We start from the raw sequence: 17315 nt of genomic DNA, 5'->3' as shown, positions 1-17315 counted from the left end.
CACAGCCTGTGGACGATTGGCCCGGTTATGCACAGCCCATTGCCGCTGGTCGAGTCATCTATTTCCGCTGAATGGAACAGTGAGGTACCGCTTACCGACGGAAACGGCGCACTGAGCGTAGCCGCCTTGATTCCGCGCGTGGCGGCCGTGAAGATTGATGTTGTGCCCGAGATGTTGACTGAGCGGACGGTCCTGACCGCGCTCGCCGCACTCGCCGTGCTCGGCATGTTCGTGCTGCTGTGCCGGGCGCGCAGGGTGAGCACCTCCGTGGAGGACGCCACGCTGGCGGCGTTGCACCGGGTGACCAGTGCGGCACCCCACCTGCGTGCGGGACTGAACCAGGAGTCCGCCGACAGGACAGCGCCGCACCTGCGGGAGCTGCTGGCGTGCGTTGCCGTCGGCATCGTCGACGCCGACGGCACCCTGCTGAGCTGGGACGGCGAGGCCAACTACCACTACGCGGACCTGCGGCCCAAGATCGAGCAGGTGCTGCGCACCGGCAAGCGCGAGTTCCTCGACCACGGCGACGTGATCTGCGACCACCGGCCCTGCCCGATGCGGCATGCCGTGGTGGTGCCGCTGGAGGTCGAGGGCGAGAGCCGCGGTGCGTTGACCGTCATCGCGGGCGGCGACCGGAAGCGGCTGCTGAGCGCGGCCGCCGAGGTCGCCAACCACGTGTCGACCCAGCTGGAACTGGCCGAATTGCAGGAGTCCAGGGAGCGGCTGGCCAAGGCTGAAGTGCGCGCTCTGCGGGCGCAGATATCGCCGCACTTCATCTACAACGCGCTGAACACCATCGGCTCGCTGATCCGCACCGACCCGGAGCACGCGCGGGACCTGCTGCAGGAGTTCGCCGACTTCACCCGCTACTCGTTCCGCACCAGTGGGCTCTACACCACGCTGGCCGACGAGATCCGCAACATCGATCGCTACCTCACGTTGGAGAGCGCCCGCTTCGGCCCGGACCGGCTGAATGTGCAGCTCCGCATTGCTCCGGAGGTGCTGCCGGTGGTGGTGCCGTTCCTGGCGCTGCAACCGCTGGTGGAGAACGCCGTCCGGCACGGCCTGGCGAACAAACCCGGCGGCGGCACCGTGTCGGTGATCGCCGAGGACAACGGCAGCGAGGCGCTGATCAGCGTGGACGACGACGGCATCGGGATGGACCCGGAGTTGCTCGACGCGGAACTGGCCAACGCGCACCTGACCGGCGCACACGTCGGGCTCGGCAACATCAACAACCGGATGCGGGCGACCTTCGGCAACGACTACGGGCTGGTCGTGGAGACCGAGAAGGGCGCGGGCATGAAGGTCATCATGCGGGTGCCGAAGTTCGCGCCGGGCGTCCGGCCGGTGCCGCCGCAGGCGATCGACGAGCCGGAGGTCGGGTTGGCGGCCGGACCGCAGCTGAGCCGGTAACGTCGAGGTATGAACGAGAAGGCGCCGCAGAAGTTCACCGACATGTTGACCGGGAAGTTGTCTTCGAAGCTGCCTGGGAAGCTCGCCGAGCGCGCCGAGCGCGGCCCGGTGGTCGCCGTGGTGAAGCTGCACGGCGTCATCACGCCGTCGCCGTCGCCGATGAGCCGGTCGACGATTTCGCTGCAGACCGTGGAATCCGCGCTGACCCGCGCGTTCGGGCACGACCGGCTCAGCGCCGTGGTGTTGTCGATCAATTCGCCGGGCGGGTCGGCGACCCAGTCGGCGCTGGTGTCCGACCGGATTCGGGGTCTGGCGGAGGAGAAGCAGGTGCCGGTGCTGGCGTTCTGCGAGGACGTCGCGGCCTCCGGCGGCTACTGGCTGGCCTGCGCGGCCGACGAGATCTACGCGCACCCGACGTCGCTGGTCGGTTCCGTCGGCGTGGTCAGCGCCAGCTTTGGGCTCACCGGGTTGTTGGAGAAGCTCGGCGTGGAGCGCCGGGTCCACACCGCTGGCATGCACAAGGTGCGGCTCGACCCGTTCCGCCCCGAGAAGGAAGAGGACGTGCAGTGGTTGCGCGGACTGCAGGACGAGCTGCACGAGCAGTTCCGGGCGTGGGTACGTAAGCGTCGCGGCGACAAGCTGAACGGCTCGGACGACGGCCTGTTCTCCGGCGAGATCTGGACCGGCACGAAGGCCGAGGAGTTCGGTCTGGTCGACGGGTTGGGCACGCTGCGCGACATCGTGAAGCAGAAGTTCCCGGAAGCGCACCTGCTGACGGTGGAGCCGCGCAAGCCGCTGCTGGCCCGGCTGGGCATGGCGTCGTCGGTCGGTTTCGGCCGCAGCGGTGCGGATTCCGTGCTGGCCGCCGTGGAGGCGCTGGAGCACCGCGCCATGTGGAACCGCTTCGGGCTGTGATCCTGTTTCCGCCACTCGCCTTGCTTGGAGGTGCGGGTGGCGGAACCTCAGATGCCTTCTCGACTCCGGGAGCCCCGACGCACGTAGTCCATTGCGCCGCGTCGGGGCTGTCCTCTCGGGAAAAGCTCGGGGTCGGGTGTTCCCGCAAGGCACTGGTGAGAACCTGCGGCGGTGTCGGTTGCGGGGGTAACCATGCTGCTGCACCGCGTCGAAGGCAGGAACCCGCTCTCCGACATCGAGGCAACCCTTGCCCAACACCCTCTGCGGTGATTACGGCGAAGGGCGGTCTTTCGGGAGATGCGGGCGTTACTGCCCGAAATCTGAAGCGGGATCAACGGTCGCGAGTACTTTGCGCTATAGCATCCAAAAGTACTCACGGACCCGGGCGGAACCACCACTGGATCCTGACGAATCCCTTTCGAACGCAGGGTAATCGACGTGGTCGCACTGCGTAGACCTTGTTGCGGAAGCGCTCACACGTTCAGCCCTATTCAATAGGCTGATCAGGCTAAAATCGTTGTTGCTGAGCGGAATTCCGTTCTGTGTGCACCCTGCTGCCCTGTGCTCTCCGTTAGCAACTAGTTTGGTTGGCAGGCGTGACTGACTTCACTTGGCGACTGGCGTGGCCGGGGGCCGCTCCAACGGGTGGGAGCCGATACTCGATCATGGACAACAGTGCGCCGTGGGCGCGGCAGGATATGGCGTTGCAGTGAGTACACGAGAGAATCCAGCGGGGCTCGTCATTCTGGCCGTCGATGACGAGATGGCCGGGCTGGACGAGATGAAGTACCTGCTCGGCAACAACTCGCGGGTCGGGCGGGTGCTGACCGCGTTCGACGCGGCCGAGGCGCTGCGCCTGCTGCGCAGCGAAGACCCCGAGCTGATCAGCCGGCGCGACGATGATGAGTCCATTGTGGACGCGGTATTCGCTGACGTCTCGATGCCCGGGCTGAGCGGGATGGAACTGGCCAGGGTGCTCACCGCCTTCCGCAATCCACCGGCCCTGGTGTTCATCACCGGGCACGAGGAGAACGCGCTGGAGGCATTCGAGGTCGGCGCGCTGGACTACATCATGAAACCGGCCAACGCCGAACGCATCGACCGCGCGCTGCGCACGATCGAGAAGAACAAGGCACAGGCTGCCAAGGGCACGCGCGCGCTGGAGGCCCCGGCGGCCGACGACGACGAGGTCATCCCGGTCGAGCTCGCCGGTACCACCCGGATGATCCCCCGCAAGGACGTGCGCTGGGTCGAGGCGCAGGGCGACTATGCCCGGCTGCACACGGCCGAGGACTCGCACCTGGTGCGGATCCCGTTGGCGCAGCTGGAAGAGCGCTGGGCGGAAGTCGGTTTCCTGCGCATCCACCGGTCGTTCCTGGTGTCGCTACCGCTGGTCACCGAGCTGCGCATGTCGTCGTCGGGGTATTCGGTGGTGCTCGGTGGCGGGCCGTCCAAGGAACTGCCGGTCAGCCGCCGGCACACCCGAGAGCTCAAGGACCGGCTGGTCCGGGCGCCGCGGCAGGGCTGGGGCCAGCAGTGAACCGCGGTTCGCCGGAATGAGCCCGGACCACGGCTTCGACATCCGGGCGCGGCTGGGGGACGCCACACCCCGGCCGCGCCGCAAGCGCGTGGTGCTCGCCGACCGTCGCACCCGGCAAGTCGCGCGCATCATCATGGAGCTGGAGGAGCAGACCAGCGTCGGCGAGGTGCTGGTCCGGCACCTGGTGAAGGTGCAGCTGCGCAGCGCGCTGGTGCTGACCGGGGTGGTGACGTCCGTGCTGCTGGGGCTGCCATTGCTGTTCTGGGCGTTGCCGACGATCGGCGACCTGGAGGTGCTGGGCTTCCGCGTGACGTGGCTGTTGCTCGGCGTGCTGGTCTACCCGTTCCTGGTGCTGATCGGGTACCTGTGCACCCGGAACGCGGAGCGGCACGAGCGGGACTTCATCCACATGGTGGAGCAGTGACCCGCATGATCGACGACGAATTTCCACCTTCCCGGGGCGGCGCGCAGCGATGGTTTCGAGTTCTTGGTCCCTGCTAGGCGTCGTGCTGATCGTCGCGGCAACCCTGGGCATCGGGATCTGGGGTTCCCGGTCGGCGCGCACCACGTCCGACTTCTTCGCCGCGCGGCAACTGGTGCGCGAAGAGCGCAACGCGGTCGCGATCTCGGGTGAGTACCTTTCGGCGGCGTCTTTCCTGGGTGTAGCGGGACTGGTGCTCAAGGACGGCGTGGACGCGCTCTGGTACCCGATCGGCTTCGCGGCCGGGTACCTGGCGTTGATGCTGTTCGTCGCCGCGCCGATGCGCCGCTCCGGTGCGTACACGTTGCCGGATTTCGCCGAGGCCCGGCTGGATTCACTGCGGCTGCGGTCGCTGTGCACCGCGCTGGTGGTGCTGATCGGTTGGCTCTACCTGGTGCCGCAGCTGCAGGGCGCCGGGCTGACCCTGGCGGCGATCGTCGGAGTTCCTTACTGGGCAGGCATTTTCGCGGTCGCGGTGATCGTGCTGCTCATCGTGGCCACCGGGGCGCTGCGGGCCGTCACGCTGGTGCAGGCCTTCCAGTACTGGGTGAAGCTGTTCGCGATCACGGTGCCCGCGTTCGCGCTGTTCGCGGTGTTCCTCAACGGGGCGCCACACCGGGCGCTCGACGAACCAATGCCGCCGGCCTTCCAGCGCGACACGGCAGTGTGCATCGACACCGACGTGCGGTTGCGGGTGAGCCAGCCGGTGTGGCTGGCCGACGGCTCGGGCCCGATCTACCTGCAGCCCGGCGAGTATTCGATGGCGGCGGGCACCGAGCTGCGGTTCCCCGCAGGCGCGGCGGTTCCGGTCGTCTCGGCGGCCGAACCGGACAACGCCAGTTGGCTGCGGCCGCACGGCGACGGGCTTTCCAGGCTGCTCGAAACGTATTCGGTGCTCGTCGCGACTTTCCTGGGCACGATGGGCCTGCCGCACGTGCTGGCCCGCTTCTACACCAATCCGAGCGGGACCGGAGCACGCCGCACCACCCTCTTCGTGCTGGCCATGCTCGGCGCGTTCTACCTGTTCCCGACGATCTTCGGGCTGCTGTCCCGGCTGTACGTGCCGCAGTTGCTAGTCACCGGCGAGACCGATGCGGCGGTTCTGCTGCTGCCGCAGGCGATGCTGGGCAACTGGGTGGGTGGGCTGCTCGCGGCGATCACCGCGGCCGGGGCCTTCGCAGCCTTCCTGTCGACCTCGTCGGGGCTGGTGGTGAGCGTCGCCGGGGTGCTGTCCTCGCGCGAGGTGGTGCGCGGCAGGACGTTCGACTTCCGGCTGGTCGCTGTGGTGGCCTGCCTGGTGCCGACGCTGCTGGCGCTGCCCGCGGACAACCACGACATCGCGCGCAGCGTGGGATTGGCGTTCGCGATGGCGGCTTCGACGTTCTGCCCAGTGCTGATCCTGGGGATCTGGTGGCGCGGGCTCACCGCGGTGGGGGCGGCCAGCGGCATGGTGGCGGGCGGGAGCCTGGTGCTGATCGCGGTGGCCTTCATGCACTTCGCCGAGGACTCGGACAGCTGGTGGGCGGCGCTGGTCAGGCAGCCGGCGCTGGTCACCGTGCCGATCGCGTTCGCGGTGACCTACTTGGTCAGCCGGGCGACCCGGGCGCGGATCCCGGCTGAGGTGGGGCGGGTGATGTTGCGGCTGCACGCGCCCGACCGGCTTGGTTTCCTCGACGGCCGGCTCACCGCGGGCACCGCGAACCCGGAGCCGACCAAGGGCCGCCACCAACGCTGACCGCGATCACCCAACGTGTTCTTTGTGTTTGTTTGAGTGATCTTTGAATCAAATGTATTACCAATTTGTGCTTGAATTTTTTGGACCGGTAAGAATTCAATAGGCCGAACGGATGAAATTGGTGTTCGGGCGCAATTCGATGCGTCCTGATGTACCGAGTCAACTTCACTCGATCGTTAGCTTGCATACTCCCAACGGGCCTTCACAGCAGTGGTGGAACTACGTAGCGTTCCCGCGTTGAACTGATTCAGCAGGCTCCCGTACCGGCGGCACCCGGGGCGGAGCCTCTCTTGTGGGAGGAACGCTGTGAGCGCCACGGACCAAATCGGGTCCGGGTCCGGTATTGACGCCGAAACCTGGGCCGTTGCTCAAAGCAGCCCCGAATTCACCAACCTACGACGCAGACTGCGCAACTTCGTCTTCCCGGTCTCGGCACTGTTCCTGGCCTGGTATCTGGTCTACGTGCTGCTCGCCGACTACGCGCACGGCTTCATGAGCATCGAGCTGGTCGGCAACATCAACGTCGGTCTCGTATTGGGCCTGCTGCAGTTCGTGTCCACCTTCGCCATCACCACCTGGTACGTGCGGTACGCCAACCGGAACCTCGACCCGGTCGCCGAGGAGATCCGGGACCACCTCGAAGGTGGCGCGGGCGAAAATGCCCCGGTCGCAGAACCGGGCCTGCCCGATGCCGGCGACCCGGCCGAGGACGTCGAGGACTCCGGCGACGCCGAGAAGTCTGACGACGCCGATAAATCCGGCGACGCCGATGAATCCGGCGACGCCGATGAGGGCTCGGCCGACGACGGTAAGGACGAAGGCGCTGAAAAGGACGCGGCCGCCGCCGCCGCGGAGAAGGACGACGTCAAGAAGGACGGCGCCGTCGAAGGAGGCCAGAAGTGATCGCCGCACTTTCCCCGCTGGCCCAGAGCAAGACAGCGGACAACAGTCTGCTCAACATCGCCATCTTCGGTCTGTTCGTCGTGGTCACGATGGTCATCGTGTTCCGGGCCAGCCGGAACACCAAGACCGCCTCCGACTACTACGCGGCAGGCCGCGCGTTCACCGGCCCGCAGAACGGGATCGCGATCGCCGGGGACTACCTCTCGGCGGCGTCGTTTCTCGGCATCGCCGGGGCGATCGCGGTCTACGGCTACGACGGCTTCCTGTACTCCATCGGCTTCCTGGTTGCCTGGCTGGTGGCGCTGCTGCTGGTCGCGGAGCTGCTGCGGAACACCGGCAAGTACACGATGGGCGACGTGCTCAGCTTCCGGATGAAGGAACGTCCGGTGCGCACCGCCGCGTCGCTGTCCACCCTGGCCGTGACGTTCTTCTACCTGCTCGCACAGATGGCCGGTGCCGGTGGCCTGGTCGCGCTGCTGCTGGGCATCACCAACAAGGCCGGCCAGGCAGCGGTGATCGTCGTCGTCGGCGCGCTGATGATCCTGTACGTGCTGGTCGGCGGCATGAAGGGCACCACCTGGGTGCAGATCATCAAGGCGGCGCTGCTGATCGCGGGCGCCTTCGTGATGACCATCTGGGTGCTCGGCATGTACGGCTTCAACCTGTCCGGCCTGCTCGGCGCGGCGGCCGACGTGGGCGGCGACAAGCTGCTCAACCCCGGTGCCCAATACGGCAAGACCGAGACCAGCAAGCTGGACTTCGTCTCGCTGGGCATCGCGCTGGTGCTGGGCACCGCGGGTCTGCCGCACGTGCTGATGCGCTTCTACACCGTGCCCACCGCCAAGGAGGCCCGCCGCTCGGTGGTCTGGGCGATCTGGCTGATCGGCCTGTTCTACCTGTTCACACTGGTGCTGGGCTACGGTGCCGGAGCGCTGGTCGGCTCCGAGGTGATCAAGAAGGCGCCGGGCGGGGTGAACTCGGCCGCGCCGCTGCTGGCGCTGGAGATCGGCGGCCCGCTGCTGCTCGGCTTCATCTCCGCGGTCGCGTTCGCGACGATCCTGGCGGTCGTCGCCGGCCTGACCATCACAGCGTCCGCCTCGTTCGCGCACGACATCTACGCGAACGTGATCAAGAAGGGCGCGGCCGAAGACAAGGGCCAGGAGGTCAAGGTCGCCCGGATCACTGCCGTGGTCATCGGCATCGTGTCGATACTGGGCGGCATCGCAGCCAACGGCCAGAACGTGGCGTTCCTGGTGGCGCTGGCGTTCGCGGTCGCGGCCTCGGCGAACCTGCCGACGCTGCTGTACTCGCTGTTCTGGAAGCGGTTCAACACCAACGGTGCCCTGTGGAGCATCTACGGCGGTCTGGCGGTCACGATTGTGCTGATCGTGTTCTCGCCGGCCGTTTCCGGTGCCGAGGACGCGATGTTCCCGTCGCTGGACTTCGCGCTTTTCCCGCTGAAGAACCCGGGTCTGGTGTCGATCCCGGTGTCGTTCCTGCTTGGCTACCTCGGGACGGTGCTAAGCAAGGAGCCGTTCAACAGCGAGAAGTACGCCGAGATGGAGGTCCGGTCGCTGACCGGCGCGGGCGCAGAGAAGGCGATCTCGCACTGATCCGGTAGCTGCGACGAGGCGCCCCGTCCGGCCGAGCAATTCAGGCCCGGGCGGGGCGCCTCGGCGTTCGACGGAGCTGTTCAGGCCGCGATCAGTTCGGCGGCCGATTTGGAGTCGTTGGTGGTGAAGTGCGCTTCCCACATGTCTCCGTCGGCCGGCCTGGGGGCGATCCGGGCCAGGAGGTCCCGCACGCGCGGGTCGCTCATCGGCACGAATCCGGCGAACTGCGGCAACCCGCCGTCGTCGGGAACGGTCGCCAGATGACCCCAGTCGCTGCCGTTCGGCCAGCGGAGAATGGCTCGACGAAACATGTCTTCCTTTCCTAACGGACGGATCCCGAGAAGGGAACTGTATCGAGCCAGCACACTGTGACATGGAAGATCACGAAAACATCGTTTCCTTCGAGATCTCCGACTGAAAGTGTGAACAACCTCGAATCCGTCCGGAGTAATCGCAGGTCAAGGCGGAAAGCAGAGGGCTTCTCCCGCTCGAGTCCACTCCTGGTCGGACCGGCCGCGCGAACCGGGCGGCATAGCGTGCCGGAGCCCGCGCGAGCCGGGTTGTCCGCGCCCCCTCTTACGCGGATACCACGCCTCGCGTGGCAGCATCGGGGTGTGACAACCCCAGTTCCCGGTCATCAGGTTCCCAGCGTTGCGCCGGAGGAGCTGCTCGCCCAGTTGCCGGAGGGCAGCGTGCTGCTCGACGTGCGCGAGGCGGACGAGTGGCAGGCCGGGCACGCTCCCGAGGCCGTGCACATCCCGATGAGCGAGCTCGTGCAGCGGCTCGACGAGATCCCGGAGGCTAACCAGGTCTACGTGATCTGCCGCTCCGGCGGCCGGTCGGCGAAGGTCACCGCGTACCTCAACGCCATCGGCTGGGACGCGATCAACGTCGAGCGCGGCATGAACGGCTGGTCGGCCATCGGTCGGCCGCTGGTCTCCGATGACGCCGACAGCGAGCCGTACGTGCTGTGACGGCCCGACCTACCGGCCCCTCGCCGCGCGTGCAGTGGGTCGCCACCCCGCCGGGCGGCCCGCGGCAGATCCGCGCCCCGCGCCGACCGCGCCGCTACACCGGCCCGCCGGCCTACCCGGCCGTGCCGCGTTGGGGATTCCCGCTGCTCGCATGGCGGTGGCCGCTGGCGCTGCCGCTGCGGCCGCACGCGGATCCGATGGTGCGGGCGGAGTCCGCCGCAGGGACGGCGGTGGTGGCGCTGTGGATCACCACTGCGGTCGCGGCGCTGGCCACCTTCGCCGAGGGCTGGCGGTACGTGCTGCTGCTGATCAGCCGTAGTCAGGCGCTGCCGCGCACGGCGCTGGCGATCTCCGACGCTTTGGTCGGCGCGGCCGGCATGGTCCTCTGGGTGCTTGGCGTGCTCTCCGGCGTTCTCGTCGTCCTGTGGGGACTGCGGGCGCGCGCCGCGGCGGCCGAGCGCATCGGGGTGCACAACGCCCGGCCGGACTGGCAGGTGGTCGTCGGAGTCCTGGTCCCGGGGCTGAACCTGACTGTGCCGGGCTCGGCGCTGGCCGAGCTGGAGCATTCGGTGCTCGTCGCGGAGGGGGCGCGGAAGCGAGGCGCGCGACCGTCCCCGACGCTTCGCGTCCGGCTGTGGTGGGCAGCGTGGGCGGCGACCTTGCTGTTCGGCTGGCTCGCGTTCGCCTGGGGGTTCTTCGACAGCGTCCAGGCCATGGCCGACGGAGTGCTGCTGCACGCGCTCAACAACGTCCTGGTCACGCTCCTGGCGATCCTGACCGCGCGCCTGATTAAGTACCTGATGCGGCTGCTCGCCCCGATGGACCCGACGGAGCTCAAGCCGCTTCGCGTCCGAGCCGTCCGCGCGGCTCCGCCCGCACCCCGAGCCGCGCGCCCCGCAAGCGCGCCGCGCTGATCTTTCTGCTCTGCTGAGCGTCCGGGAGTGGTTCTGGGGGCAATAGCGCTCGCGGCAGCTGAGCGGGCGCAACGGCACCTCATCGCGGGTGCGTAGGCGTTGTGGTGTGTCACAGATGCCGGAAGTGGATCGAAGTCGCCCGCATAATGGGCGCCGTGCGGCAACCGACCCCCGACGTCGTTGCGCACCGAGGGGCCTCTGCGCATCGCGCCGAGCACACCCGCGGTGCTTACGAACTGGCCCTGGAGCAGGGCGCCGATGCACTCGAATGTGATATCCGGGTCAGCCGGGACGGCCGGCTCGTTTGCGTGCACGACCGCCGCATCGACCGGACCTCCAGCGGACGCGGCGTGGTCAGCGAGCTCACCGTCACCGCGATGTCCAAAGTGGACTTCGGCGGCTGGCACCAGGAACCGCCGGAGTCCGCGGACGAGCTGTTGCGCCGCCCGGCCGCAACGCCCGAGCACGGCGTGCTGACCCTCGACGAACTCCTCGGCCTGGTCCGGGACCACTCGCGGCCGGTCCGGCTGTTCATCGAGACCAAGCACCCGGTCCGCTACGGCGGGCTGGTGGAGCACAAGCTCGTCGCGCTGCTGGCCCGCCACGGGCTGGCGACGCCTGCGGACCCGGAGAGCTCGCCAGTGCTGATGATGTCGTTCTCCCAGTCGGCGCTGCGCCGGTTCCGCGAGGCCGCGCCCGGCGTGCCGACCGTCCTGCTGTTCGACCGGTTCCGCAGCTCGTGGCGGCCCGGGGTGCTGCCTCCGTGGGCGGACCTCGCAGGCCCGGACATCCGGCTGGTGCGCGAGGACCCAGGATTTGTCGCGCGCGTCGCCGCGCTCGGCCGCGACACTTACTGCTGGACGGTCGACGACCCCGCCGACGTCGAGCTGTGCCGCCGCGCCGGAGTGCGCTTCGTGGCGACCAACTCGCCCGCGTCCACCCGCTTCCACCTGGCTGAATCGGAGCCCGCGCAGTTCGGTAGCGTCACGGCGAATTGACCGCGAGCGAGGGGATCTGCAGTGTCGAAGCGAACCGCACCCAAGCCTCAGACGGACACCGGGATCAAGCCGCGCCAGCCCTGCCCGTGCGGTTCCGGGAAGCGCTACAAGGCTTGCCACGGTGCCGCAGGTGGTGCCGCCGACGTGATCGTGACCAGGCCTTTCGAGGGTCTGGCCGCAGAGTGCGAGTTGGTGGCCTTGCGCGAGTTCGTGCCGTCGGCGACGGCGAAGCTGCCGCTGCGCGGCGAAGGTGAAATCACCCTCGTGACCGTGCTCCCGATGGCCGCCGCGGCGCTGCGGCGCAACGACGACAAGGCCTTCATCGGGCTCCAGGTGCAGACCCATTCCGGTGATATCAGTCGGGATCTCGCGCGCGCCGTCGAGTGGGTGCAGGCCGCTGAGCTGGGCGAATCGCTGTCGGTGGTGGGCCCGGAGACGGCGGAGGCGGGCACCGTCCCCAACCGCCTGCAGGACCTGCTCGACCCGGCCGCGCCGCTGGACGTCGAGCTGCATAAGGACTTCGCCTGGTGGCTGCCCGGCGATGTGGAGCCGACCGGCGAGGTCGCGCTGTCCCTGGAGCGGGCGAACGCCGCGATCATGCCCACCGAGAGGCTGACCGCCGAAGGTGTGGAATCCGCGTACTGGGTGGACGCGGGCGAGAAGGCGCACCTGCGGTGGGTGCGTCCGGAGCCGGAGGAGCGGCTGCTGGCGGCGCTCGCGCGGCTGTCTGCCCGGGGCGAGCTCACGTTGAGCGAGGGCAGCAAGTACGCGGGGTCCTTCCGCGCGCACGGCCTGCTGGTGCCGGTATGGGACCTCGACCGCGAGAAGCACGCGCGTGAGTGGGACGAGCCCGCCGCGGAGCTCGGGCGTCGGCTGGCGGAGGCCCTAGCGTCGCTGGACTCGGAGCCGCTGGACGCGGCGGAGCGGCGCGCCCGCGACGGCCTCCGCGGCCGCCAAGTCACCATCCGCTGACCAGTGAACCGCAATTTCAATGGAAATCGGAGGCCTGATTTCCTTTGGAATTGCGGAAGTTATCCACAGCCGTCGGCGTGTCGGGGTCTAACACGCCGACGTTCCGCGATTTCTATTGAAATTGCGCCCAGGCCCACTCCTACCGGACATCCGTCCGAGGTTGTCCATAGCGGACCCGGTGGTGGGTCCCGGGCCGTCGGCGAGGCAAGGTGCCGCCTCTCTGACGACCAGCTCGTGGTGGCGAGCCGGCTTGCTCCGGGGAACGACATTCGTAGCCGAGCACGACATCCACACCTCGCGAAACCCGTCCTCGTTGCGCCAATCGAGTGATCAATGGCGGCGTGCGGCAACCCATCGGCGCGTTGCGACGTGTCGCCCTCGGCGATACCTGACGTTGAGGGGGTGGAGGGGTGACCGCGCACCTGCCCGCCGTGTCGACCGCCGCCGAGGCGTCCGGTGTCTACCGCGAGCGGGCGCGTCGGGGGGACATGGCGGCGACAGAAGATGACTTCGCGGAATTCGTCCGGGTGGCACTGCCCGGGCTGATCCGCTACGGCCATGCGCTGACCGGCAACCCGCACGACGCCGCCGACCTGGTGCAGACCGTGCTGGAGAAGGTCGGCGCCCGCTGGGCGAAGGTCAGCCGGAACTGCGCGGACCCCAGTGCCTACGTGCGCAAGTCGATGGCGAACACGCACGTCAGCCGCTGGCGGCGGACGCGCCGCGAAACGCTGCTCGCCGACTTCCCGGACGTCCCCGCCGCCATCCGGCGGGATCGCCTGGAGCACGAGCCGGTGTGGGTCGCGCTGCGATCGCTGCCGCCGAGGCAACGCGCGGTGGTGGTGCTTCGTTACTACGAGGGACTTTCCGAGCTGGAGATCGCTGAGACGCTCGGAGTCAGCTGCGGAACGGTGAAGAGCCAGGCCAGCAAGGCGCTGGCGACGCTGCGCAAGCGGCTCGGGCCGTTGGTGGAAGGAGGTGACGTGTGATGGATCTGGAGGACGAGCTGCAACGGGTCTTCCAGGACGACCAGCTGGACATCCCGGTGCGGACGGGGGCGGAGTGGTCGCTGGTGGCCGCCGCACGTCGCCGTCGGCAGCGCAACGGCACGCTGGCCGCGACGGGCAGCGCGCTGGGCGCGGTGCTACTGGTGGGGGGCGGGATCGCGCTGGTCAGCCACCAGTCGGACGATCCGCTGCGGCCGACCGTGCCGCCCGTGGTGCAGCCGGAGCCGAAACCGAGCTCGACCACGCCGCTGGAACTGTCGCAGCAGCCACCGGCCCCGCCACCGGTGCAGCAGCCGTCGGGCCAGGTGCCGACGGCACCGAGTCCGACAGGCACGCCGACGCGGAAGCCGCTGTCACCGGAGATCCTGCTGACGACCACCTCCGAGCCGGCCCCGACGACCTCCGAGCCGTCGGTCACCAGCTCCCCGAGTCAAACGTCTTCGCAACACCCGGCGACCGAACCCAACACCCCCGGGCAGTAGCCGCCACCCAGCCGGCGGCCTTGCGGCTCATCCGGCGCGGGCTTGCGGGGTGGGGCGGCTCAGAGGGCGCCGCCGGCCGTCCTGGGGGCCGTTGCGTCGACTCCGTCGTCGCTGACCGTTTCGCGGGCCAGGTAGTTCTCGACGTCGAAGAGGTTGCCCTTGGCCCGGTCGACCAAGTTCAGCAGCGTCGACATCGAGGAGACCTCCTCGACCTGCTCCTTCAGGAACCACTGCATGAACTGCTCGCCGAGATAGTCGCCCTCCTCGCGGGCGGTCCTGGCCAGCGTCTCGATCTCGCGGGTGACCTCGCGCTCCTGCTCCAGGGCGAGCGCGACGAGCTCGCGGGTCTCGGTGAAATCGTTGCGAACCTGTTCGATGGCCGGGATGGCCGGCTTGATGTCGTTGTCCATCAGGTACTGGACGATCATCATCGCGTGGTTGCGCTCTTCCAACGCCTGACGGTAGAACTGCGCGGCCAGCCGCGGGAGGTCCTCGTTGTCGAACCAGACCGCGACCGCGAGGTACTGCTGCGAGGCGGTGAATTCATTCCGGACCTGCTCCTGCAGCAGGTGCTCGAACTTGGATTCCTTGTGATGAATCTTCTTCGCGGTGACAGCCATGCCTTCAATATACTCTGGAATCAGTCCAGTTACATTTCAGGTAAACCTAATGACGGTATGGTTGGGCTTGGTTCTTCTCCATTTAGCGAAGGCAATCCTCGGATAATTAAGCCAAGGCAAGCCTATGCGGTTTGTGCTGGTAGTGTGGCTTCGGCTACCGAAAGTGGCGAAGTTTTGAAACTGGCCACCGATCTGAGTGGTTCGTTACGGGCGAAAGGCGTCTTAGTCTTAGGCCGACTTGGTCCGTTAAAGGAGCCCTTCATCCGTCCCCTGGTCAAGTGATCGGCGTGTTTCGCCGCCTGCGAAGTCTGAATTCAGGGATGCAATGGGGCGCGGGTGATGGGGCAGGACATGCAACGGGGGCCACCCCGGCCGGAGCCGAGTTCGGAGCCGCTGACCCGCAGCACCTCGATTCCGGCTTCCTCGAGCCGGGCGTTTGTCTCCGCGTTGCGCTCGTAGGCCACTACGACACCTGGTGCCACCGCGAGCGTGTTGTTTCCGTCCTCCCACTGCTCGCGCTCCGCGGTCACCGGGTCCAGGCCGGTGTCGATCACCCGGAGGTGGTCGATTTCCATCGCCTCCGCCGCGGCGGTCAGGAAGGGTGTCGGGCCGGACACCTTCAGCTCGCCGTCCAGTGGGCGCAAGGTGAAGGCCTCCAGCGAGTGCTGGATCGCCGGGTACATCACCACCGCGTCGCGGTCGACCATCGTGCACACCGTGTCCAGGTGCATTGAGGCGCGGGCCTGCTCGATCGGTACGGCCAGCACGGTGTGCGCCAGATCGTCGGCGAACATCGAGCGGGCCAGCGATTCCGCGCCGGCCGGGGTGGTGCGCTCCCCGACCCCGATGGCCACCACTCCCGGCGCGAGCAGCAGGACGTCGCCGCCCTCGACGGGTGCGGAGTGCGCGCCGTAGGCGCGGGCGGAATGCGAGAACCTCGGGTGGTAGGCGTAGATCAGGTCGGTGAGCGCGGATTCGCGGCGGCGAGCCGGCATCGCGAGGGCCGCGATCGCGACCCGGTCGCGGATCCACACCGAAGAATCGCGGGTGAACAGCAGGTTCGGCAGCGGGTCGATGGCGAAGTCGTGCGCGTGGTGCATCCGGCGGACCAGGGACTGGCCCTCGGCGGCGGGCAGTTCCTCGAACGTCATGCCCGCGATCAGGATTTCAGACAGCGCGGCGTCGCCCACGCTGGACAGGTGCGAGCGCAGTGTGTCGGCGATGTCCTCGCCCAGCTTGAGCTCGTCCACGCACGCGAGCACGGCCGCGGCCCGGGCGCGCGTGTCGTGCAGCGCCTCGTTGAGCAGGTCGCGCAGCAGCAGTACCTCGACGCCCCGGTTGCGGAGCACCTCGGCGAACGCGTCGTGCTCCTCCTGCGCGCGATCGACCCAGGGGATCGCGTCGAACAGGAGTTGGTCGCTATTGCGCGGCGTGAGCCGCTTCAGTTCCGTGCCCGGCCGGTGCAGCAGCACCGCGTGCAGCGGGCCGACCTCGCTCTGGACGTGTGGTTCGGTCACGACTCGCAGCTTAATCGCAACGAATCGAAACGTCCGTCATTGGCGCCGCGCTTCGATCAATCATTAAACAAATTGCGCAGTTCATGGTCGAATCGTTGCGCGCGGTGGCAGACTGGTTCGGCTCAGACCGGTTTGATCTTTTCTGCAGCGGCGAAAGCCGCTTTGGTCCCATGCACGCAGCTTGCACCGCCGCGAGTTCTCAGACGCCGTCTGTCGAGGACCGCCACGAAGACTCGTGGGTCATCGGCAAATCGGGGATTTCGCAGTCCATGCGGCGTCTGAGGTTCCGCTAACCGCACTACGCAAAACGCGTCTGGAAAGAGTTCTTTTCAGGGGAGCCAGCCGACGCGGCCGCGCAGGGCGGCGTAGCCGACGAAGGCCACCACGTCGATCAGCGCGTGCCCGACGATCAACGACCACAGGCGGTTCGTGCGCTGCCAGGCACGCCCGTAGACCAGGCCCATCACGACGTTTCCGGCGAACCCGCCGAAGCCCTGGTACAGGTGGTAGCTGCCGCGCAGCACAGCCGACAGCCACAGCGCCCGGTTCTCCGACCAGCCCAGCTGCCGCAGCCTGGTCAGCAAGTAAGCCACTACCAGGACCTCTTCGGCGAAAGAGTTGCCGAACGCGGCGAGTGTCAGCACCGGCGCCCTCCACCACGCCGCGTCCAAGGTGGAGGGTTGCACGGTCAGGCTGAGGCCGAGGGCGTGCGCGACGAGGTACAGACCCAGGCCGGGGATGCCGATCAGGGCCGCGAGCCCGAGCCCGCCAGCGAGGTCCCGGCCAGGCCGTGACCGGTCCAGGCCGACCCGCCACAGCGCTATCCCGCCGCGCCACAGCAGGAACGCCCCCAGGCCGCCCCAGGCGCACAGCCGCAGTACGTTCGTCAGCTGCGCCAGCATGTCGATCAGTCCGAGCTCGGCCCGCGGGACGTTGATGGCGGCGTGCTGGTCGGCCAGCGGCTCCGGGCGCATCAGGGCGTCTAGCAGGGAGAGCAGGCTTTGCAGGCCGGAGAGCCCGAGCGTTACCGCGAAGACCACGACCAGTTCGATGATGATCGCCTTGCGCTCCGCTCGGTCCGCGATCAACGCGGGCTCGCCGGGCCGGGTCGGGGTCAGCCATGCGCGCAAGGTGCTCACGCGACGAACCGTACCCGGATCGGTGATGCGCGCGGGTGGTTCGAAGGCTGGCAAAACCGGGAAAGCCCGTTCGGAACTGCGCACCACCC

16 protein-coding genes and 1 pseudogene are annotated in these 17315 nt (G+C 68.1%); 13 read left to right on the top strand and 4 right to left on the bottom strand.

Features of this window, described 5'->3' with window-relative positions; all coding sequences use genetic code 11:
- Nucleotides 1–171 precede the first annotated feature (171 nt).
- The 7 genes and pseudogenes from ACWDKQ_RS00630 (at nt 172) to ACWDKQ_RS00600 (ending at nt 8603) form a co-directional block, all read left to right on the top strand.
- Nucleotides 172–1416: a GAF domain-containing sensor histidine kinase gene (locus ACWDKQ_RS00630; RefSeq protein ID WP_450136776.1), complete on the top strand. Its 1245-nt coding sequence runs from the start codon at nt 172–174 to the stop codon at nt 1414–1416.
- Between the two features lie 9 nt (nt 1417–1425).
- Nucleotides 1426–2331: a S49 family peptidase gene (locus tag ACWDKQ_RS00625; protein ID WP_450136640.1), complete on the top strand. Its 906-nt coding sequence runs from the start codon at nt 1426–1428 to the stop codon at nt 2329–2331.
- Between the two features lie 709 nt (nt 2332–3040).
- On the top strand, nt 3041–3871 hold the full coding sequence (locus tag ACWDKQ_RS00620) for a LytR/AlgR family response regulator transcription factor (RefSeq protein WP_450136639.1): 831 nt from the start codon (nt 3041–3043) through the stop codon (nt 3869–3871).
- Between the two features lie 16 nt (nt 3872–3887).
- On the top strand, nt 3888–4295 hold the full coding sequence (locus ACWDKQ_RS00615) for a hypothetical protein (protein ID WP_450136638.1): 408 nt from the start codon (nt 3888–3890) through the stop codon (nt 4293–4295).
- A gap of 49 nt (nt 4296–4344) precedes the next feature.
- A complete protein-coding gene (locus tag ACWDKQ_RS00610; RefSeq protein ID WP_450136637.1) occupies nt 4345–6087 on the top strand; it encodes a sodium/solute symporter in 1743 nt (580 codons plus the stop codon).
- Nucleotides 6088–6393: 306 nt separating this feature from the next.
- Nucleotides 6394–6738: pseudogene (locus ACWDKQ_RS00605) on the top strand (DUF485 domain-containing protein); the annotation flags it as partial.
- A 341-nt stretch (nt 6739–7079) separates the two neighbouring features.
- The gene (locus ACWDKQ_RS00600) at nt 7080–8603 is read left to right on the top strand and encodes a solute symporter family protein (protein WP_450136775.1); all 1524 of its coding nucleotides are present in this window, start codon (nt 7080–7082) and stop codon (nt 8601–8603) included.
- A gap of 80 nt (nt 8604–8683) precedes the next feature.
- On the opposite strand, the gene ACWDKQ_RS00595 is transcribed toward ACWDKQ_RS00600, so the two are convergent.
- Nucleotides 8684–8914 carry a hypothetical protein gene (locus tag ACWDKQ_RS00595; protein ID WP_450136636.1) on the bottom strand — a complete coding sequence of 77 codons (231 nt, stop codon included), beginning with the start codon at nt 8912–8914 and terminating at the stop codon, nt 8684–8686.
- Nucleotides 8915–9217: 303 nt separating this feature from the next.
- Between ACWDKQ_RS00595 and ACWDKQ_RS00590 the strand changes: the two genes are divergently transcribed.
- The 6 genes from ACWDKQ_RS00590 (at nt 9218) to ACWDKQ_RS00565 (ending at nt 13950) form a co-directional block, all read left to right on the top strand.
- A complete protein-coding gene (locus tag ACWDKQ_RS00590) occupies nt 9218–9577 on the top strand; it encodes a rhodanese-like domain-containing protein (protein WP_450136635.1) in 360 nt (119 codons plus the stop codon).
- The gene (locus tag ACWDKQ_RS00585) at nt 9574–10491 is read left to right on the top strand and encodes a DUF4328 domain-containing protein (RefSeq protein ID WP_450136634.1); all 918 of its coding nucleotides are present in this window, start codon (nt 9574–9576) and stop codon (nt 10489–10491) included. Before ACWDKQ_RS00590 ends, ACWDKQ_RS00585 begins: the two co-directional genes overlap by 4 nt.
- Before the next feature lie 146 nt (nt 10492–10637).
- Nucleotides 10638–11489 (top strand): glycerophosphodiester phosphodiesterase, encoded by an 852-nt coding sequence (locus tag ACWDKQ_RS00580; RefSeq protein ID WP_450136633.1) that lies wholly within the window; start codon nt 10638–10640, stop codon nt 11487–11489.
- Nucleotides 11490–11510: 21 nt separating this feature from the next.
- The gene (locus ACWDKQ_RS00575) at nt 11511–12461 is read left to right on the top strand and encodes a DUF5926 family protein (protein WP_450136632.1); all 951 of its coding nucleotides are present in this window, start codon (nt 11511–11513) and stop codon (nt 12459–12461) included.
- A 410-nt stretch (nt 12462–12871) separates the two neighbouring features.
- Nucleotides 12872–13450 (top strand): SigE family RNA polymerase sigma factor, encoded by a 579-nt coding sequence (locus tag ACWDKQ_RS00570; RefSeq protein ID WP_450136631.1) that lies wholly within the window; start codon nt 12872–12874, stop codon nt 13448–13450.
- Nucleotides 13450–13950: a hypothetical protein gene (locus ACWDKQ_RS00565; RefSeq protein ID WP_450136630.1), complete on the top strand. Its 501-nt coding sequence runs from the start codon at nt 13450–13452 to the stop codon at nt 13948–13950. The genes ACWDKQ_RS00570 and ACWDKQ_RS00565 overlap by 1 nt, the downstream gene beginning before the upstream one ends.
- Before the next feature lie 59 nt (nt 13951–14009).
- Here ACWDKQ_RS00565 and ACWDKQ_RS00560 read toward each other — a convergent pair whose 3' ends face one another.
- The 3 genes from ACWDKQ_RS00560 to ACWDKQ_RS00550 all read right to left on the bottom strand — a co-directional run bounded on the left by ACWDKQ_RS00560 (nt 14010) and on the right by ACWDKQ_RS00550 (nt 17226).
- The gene (locus tag ACWDKQ_RS00560) at nt 14010–14570 is read right to left on the bottom strand and encodes a ferritin (RefSeq protein ID WP_450136629.1); all 561 of its coding nucleotides are present in this window, start codon (nt 14568–14570) and stop codon (nt 14010–14012) included.
- 314 nt (nt 14571–14884) lie between these two features.
- Nucleotides 14885–16087, bottom strand: a complete 1203-nt coding sequence (gene arcA / locus ACWDKQ_RS00555; RefSeq protein ID WP_450136628.1) for an arginine deiminase — start codon at nt 16085–16087, stop codon at nt 14885–14887.
- A 329-nt stretch (nt 16088–16416) separates the two neighbouring features.
- Nucleotides 16417–17226 carry a CPBP family intramembrane glutamic endopeptidase gene (locus ACWDKQ_RS00550; protein ID WP_450136627.1) on the bottom strand — a complete coding sequence of 270 codons (810 nt, stop codon included), beginning with the start codon at nt 17224–17226 and terminating at the stop codon, nt 16417–16419.
- Nucleotides 17227–17315 lie beyond the last annotated feature (89 nt).

This window comes from Saccharopolyspora sp. NPDC000995 (assembly GCF_053599315.1).
This window is presented reverse-complemented; position numbering and strand designations above follow the sequence as displayed.

What these genes read in the sequence shown, in the direction of transcription:
- ACWDKQ_RS00630 (WP_450136776.1), top strand. Translation starts at nt 172, where the DNA reads ATGTTGACTGAGCGGACGGTCCTGACCGCGCTCGCCGCACTCGCCGTG.
- ACWDKQ_RS00625 (WP_450136640.1), top strand. Translation starts at nt 1,426, where the DNA reads ATGAACGAGAAGGCGCCGCAGAAGTTCACCGACATGTTGACCGGGAAG.
- ACWDKQ_RS00615 (WP_450136638.1), top strand. Translation starts at nt 3,888, where the DNA reads ATGAGCCCGGACCACGGCTTCGACATCCGGGCGCGGCTGGGGGACGCC.
- ACWDKQ_RS00610 (WP_450136637.1), top strand. Translation starts at nt 4,345, where the DNA reads ATGGTTTCGAGTTCTTGGTCCCTGCTAGGCGTCGTGCTGATCGTCGCG.
- ACWDKQ_RS00600 (WP_450136775.1), top strand. Translation starts at nt 7,080, where the DNA reads ATGGTCATCGTGTTCCGGGCCAGCCGGAACACCAAGACCGCCTCCGAC.
- ACWDKQ_RS00595 (WP_450136636.1), bottom strand. Translation starts at nt 8,914, where the DNA reads ATGTTTCGTCGAGCCATTCTCCGCTGGCCGAACGGCAGCGACTGGGGT.
- ACWDKQ_RS00580 (WP_450136633.1), top strand. Translation starts at nt 10,638, where the DNA reads ATGGGCGCCGTGCGGCAACCGACCCCCGACGTCGTTGCGCACCGAGGG.
- ACWDKQ_RS00565 (WP_450136630.1), top strand. Translation starts at nt 13,450, where the DNA reads ATGGATCTGGAGGACGAGCTGCAACGGGTCTTCCAGGACGACCAGCTG.
- ACWDKQ_RS00560 (WP_450136629.1), bottom strand. Translation starts at nt 14,570, where the DNA reads ATGGCTGTCACCGCGAAGAAGATTCATCACAAGGAATCCAAGTTCGAG.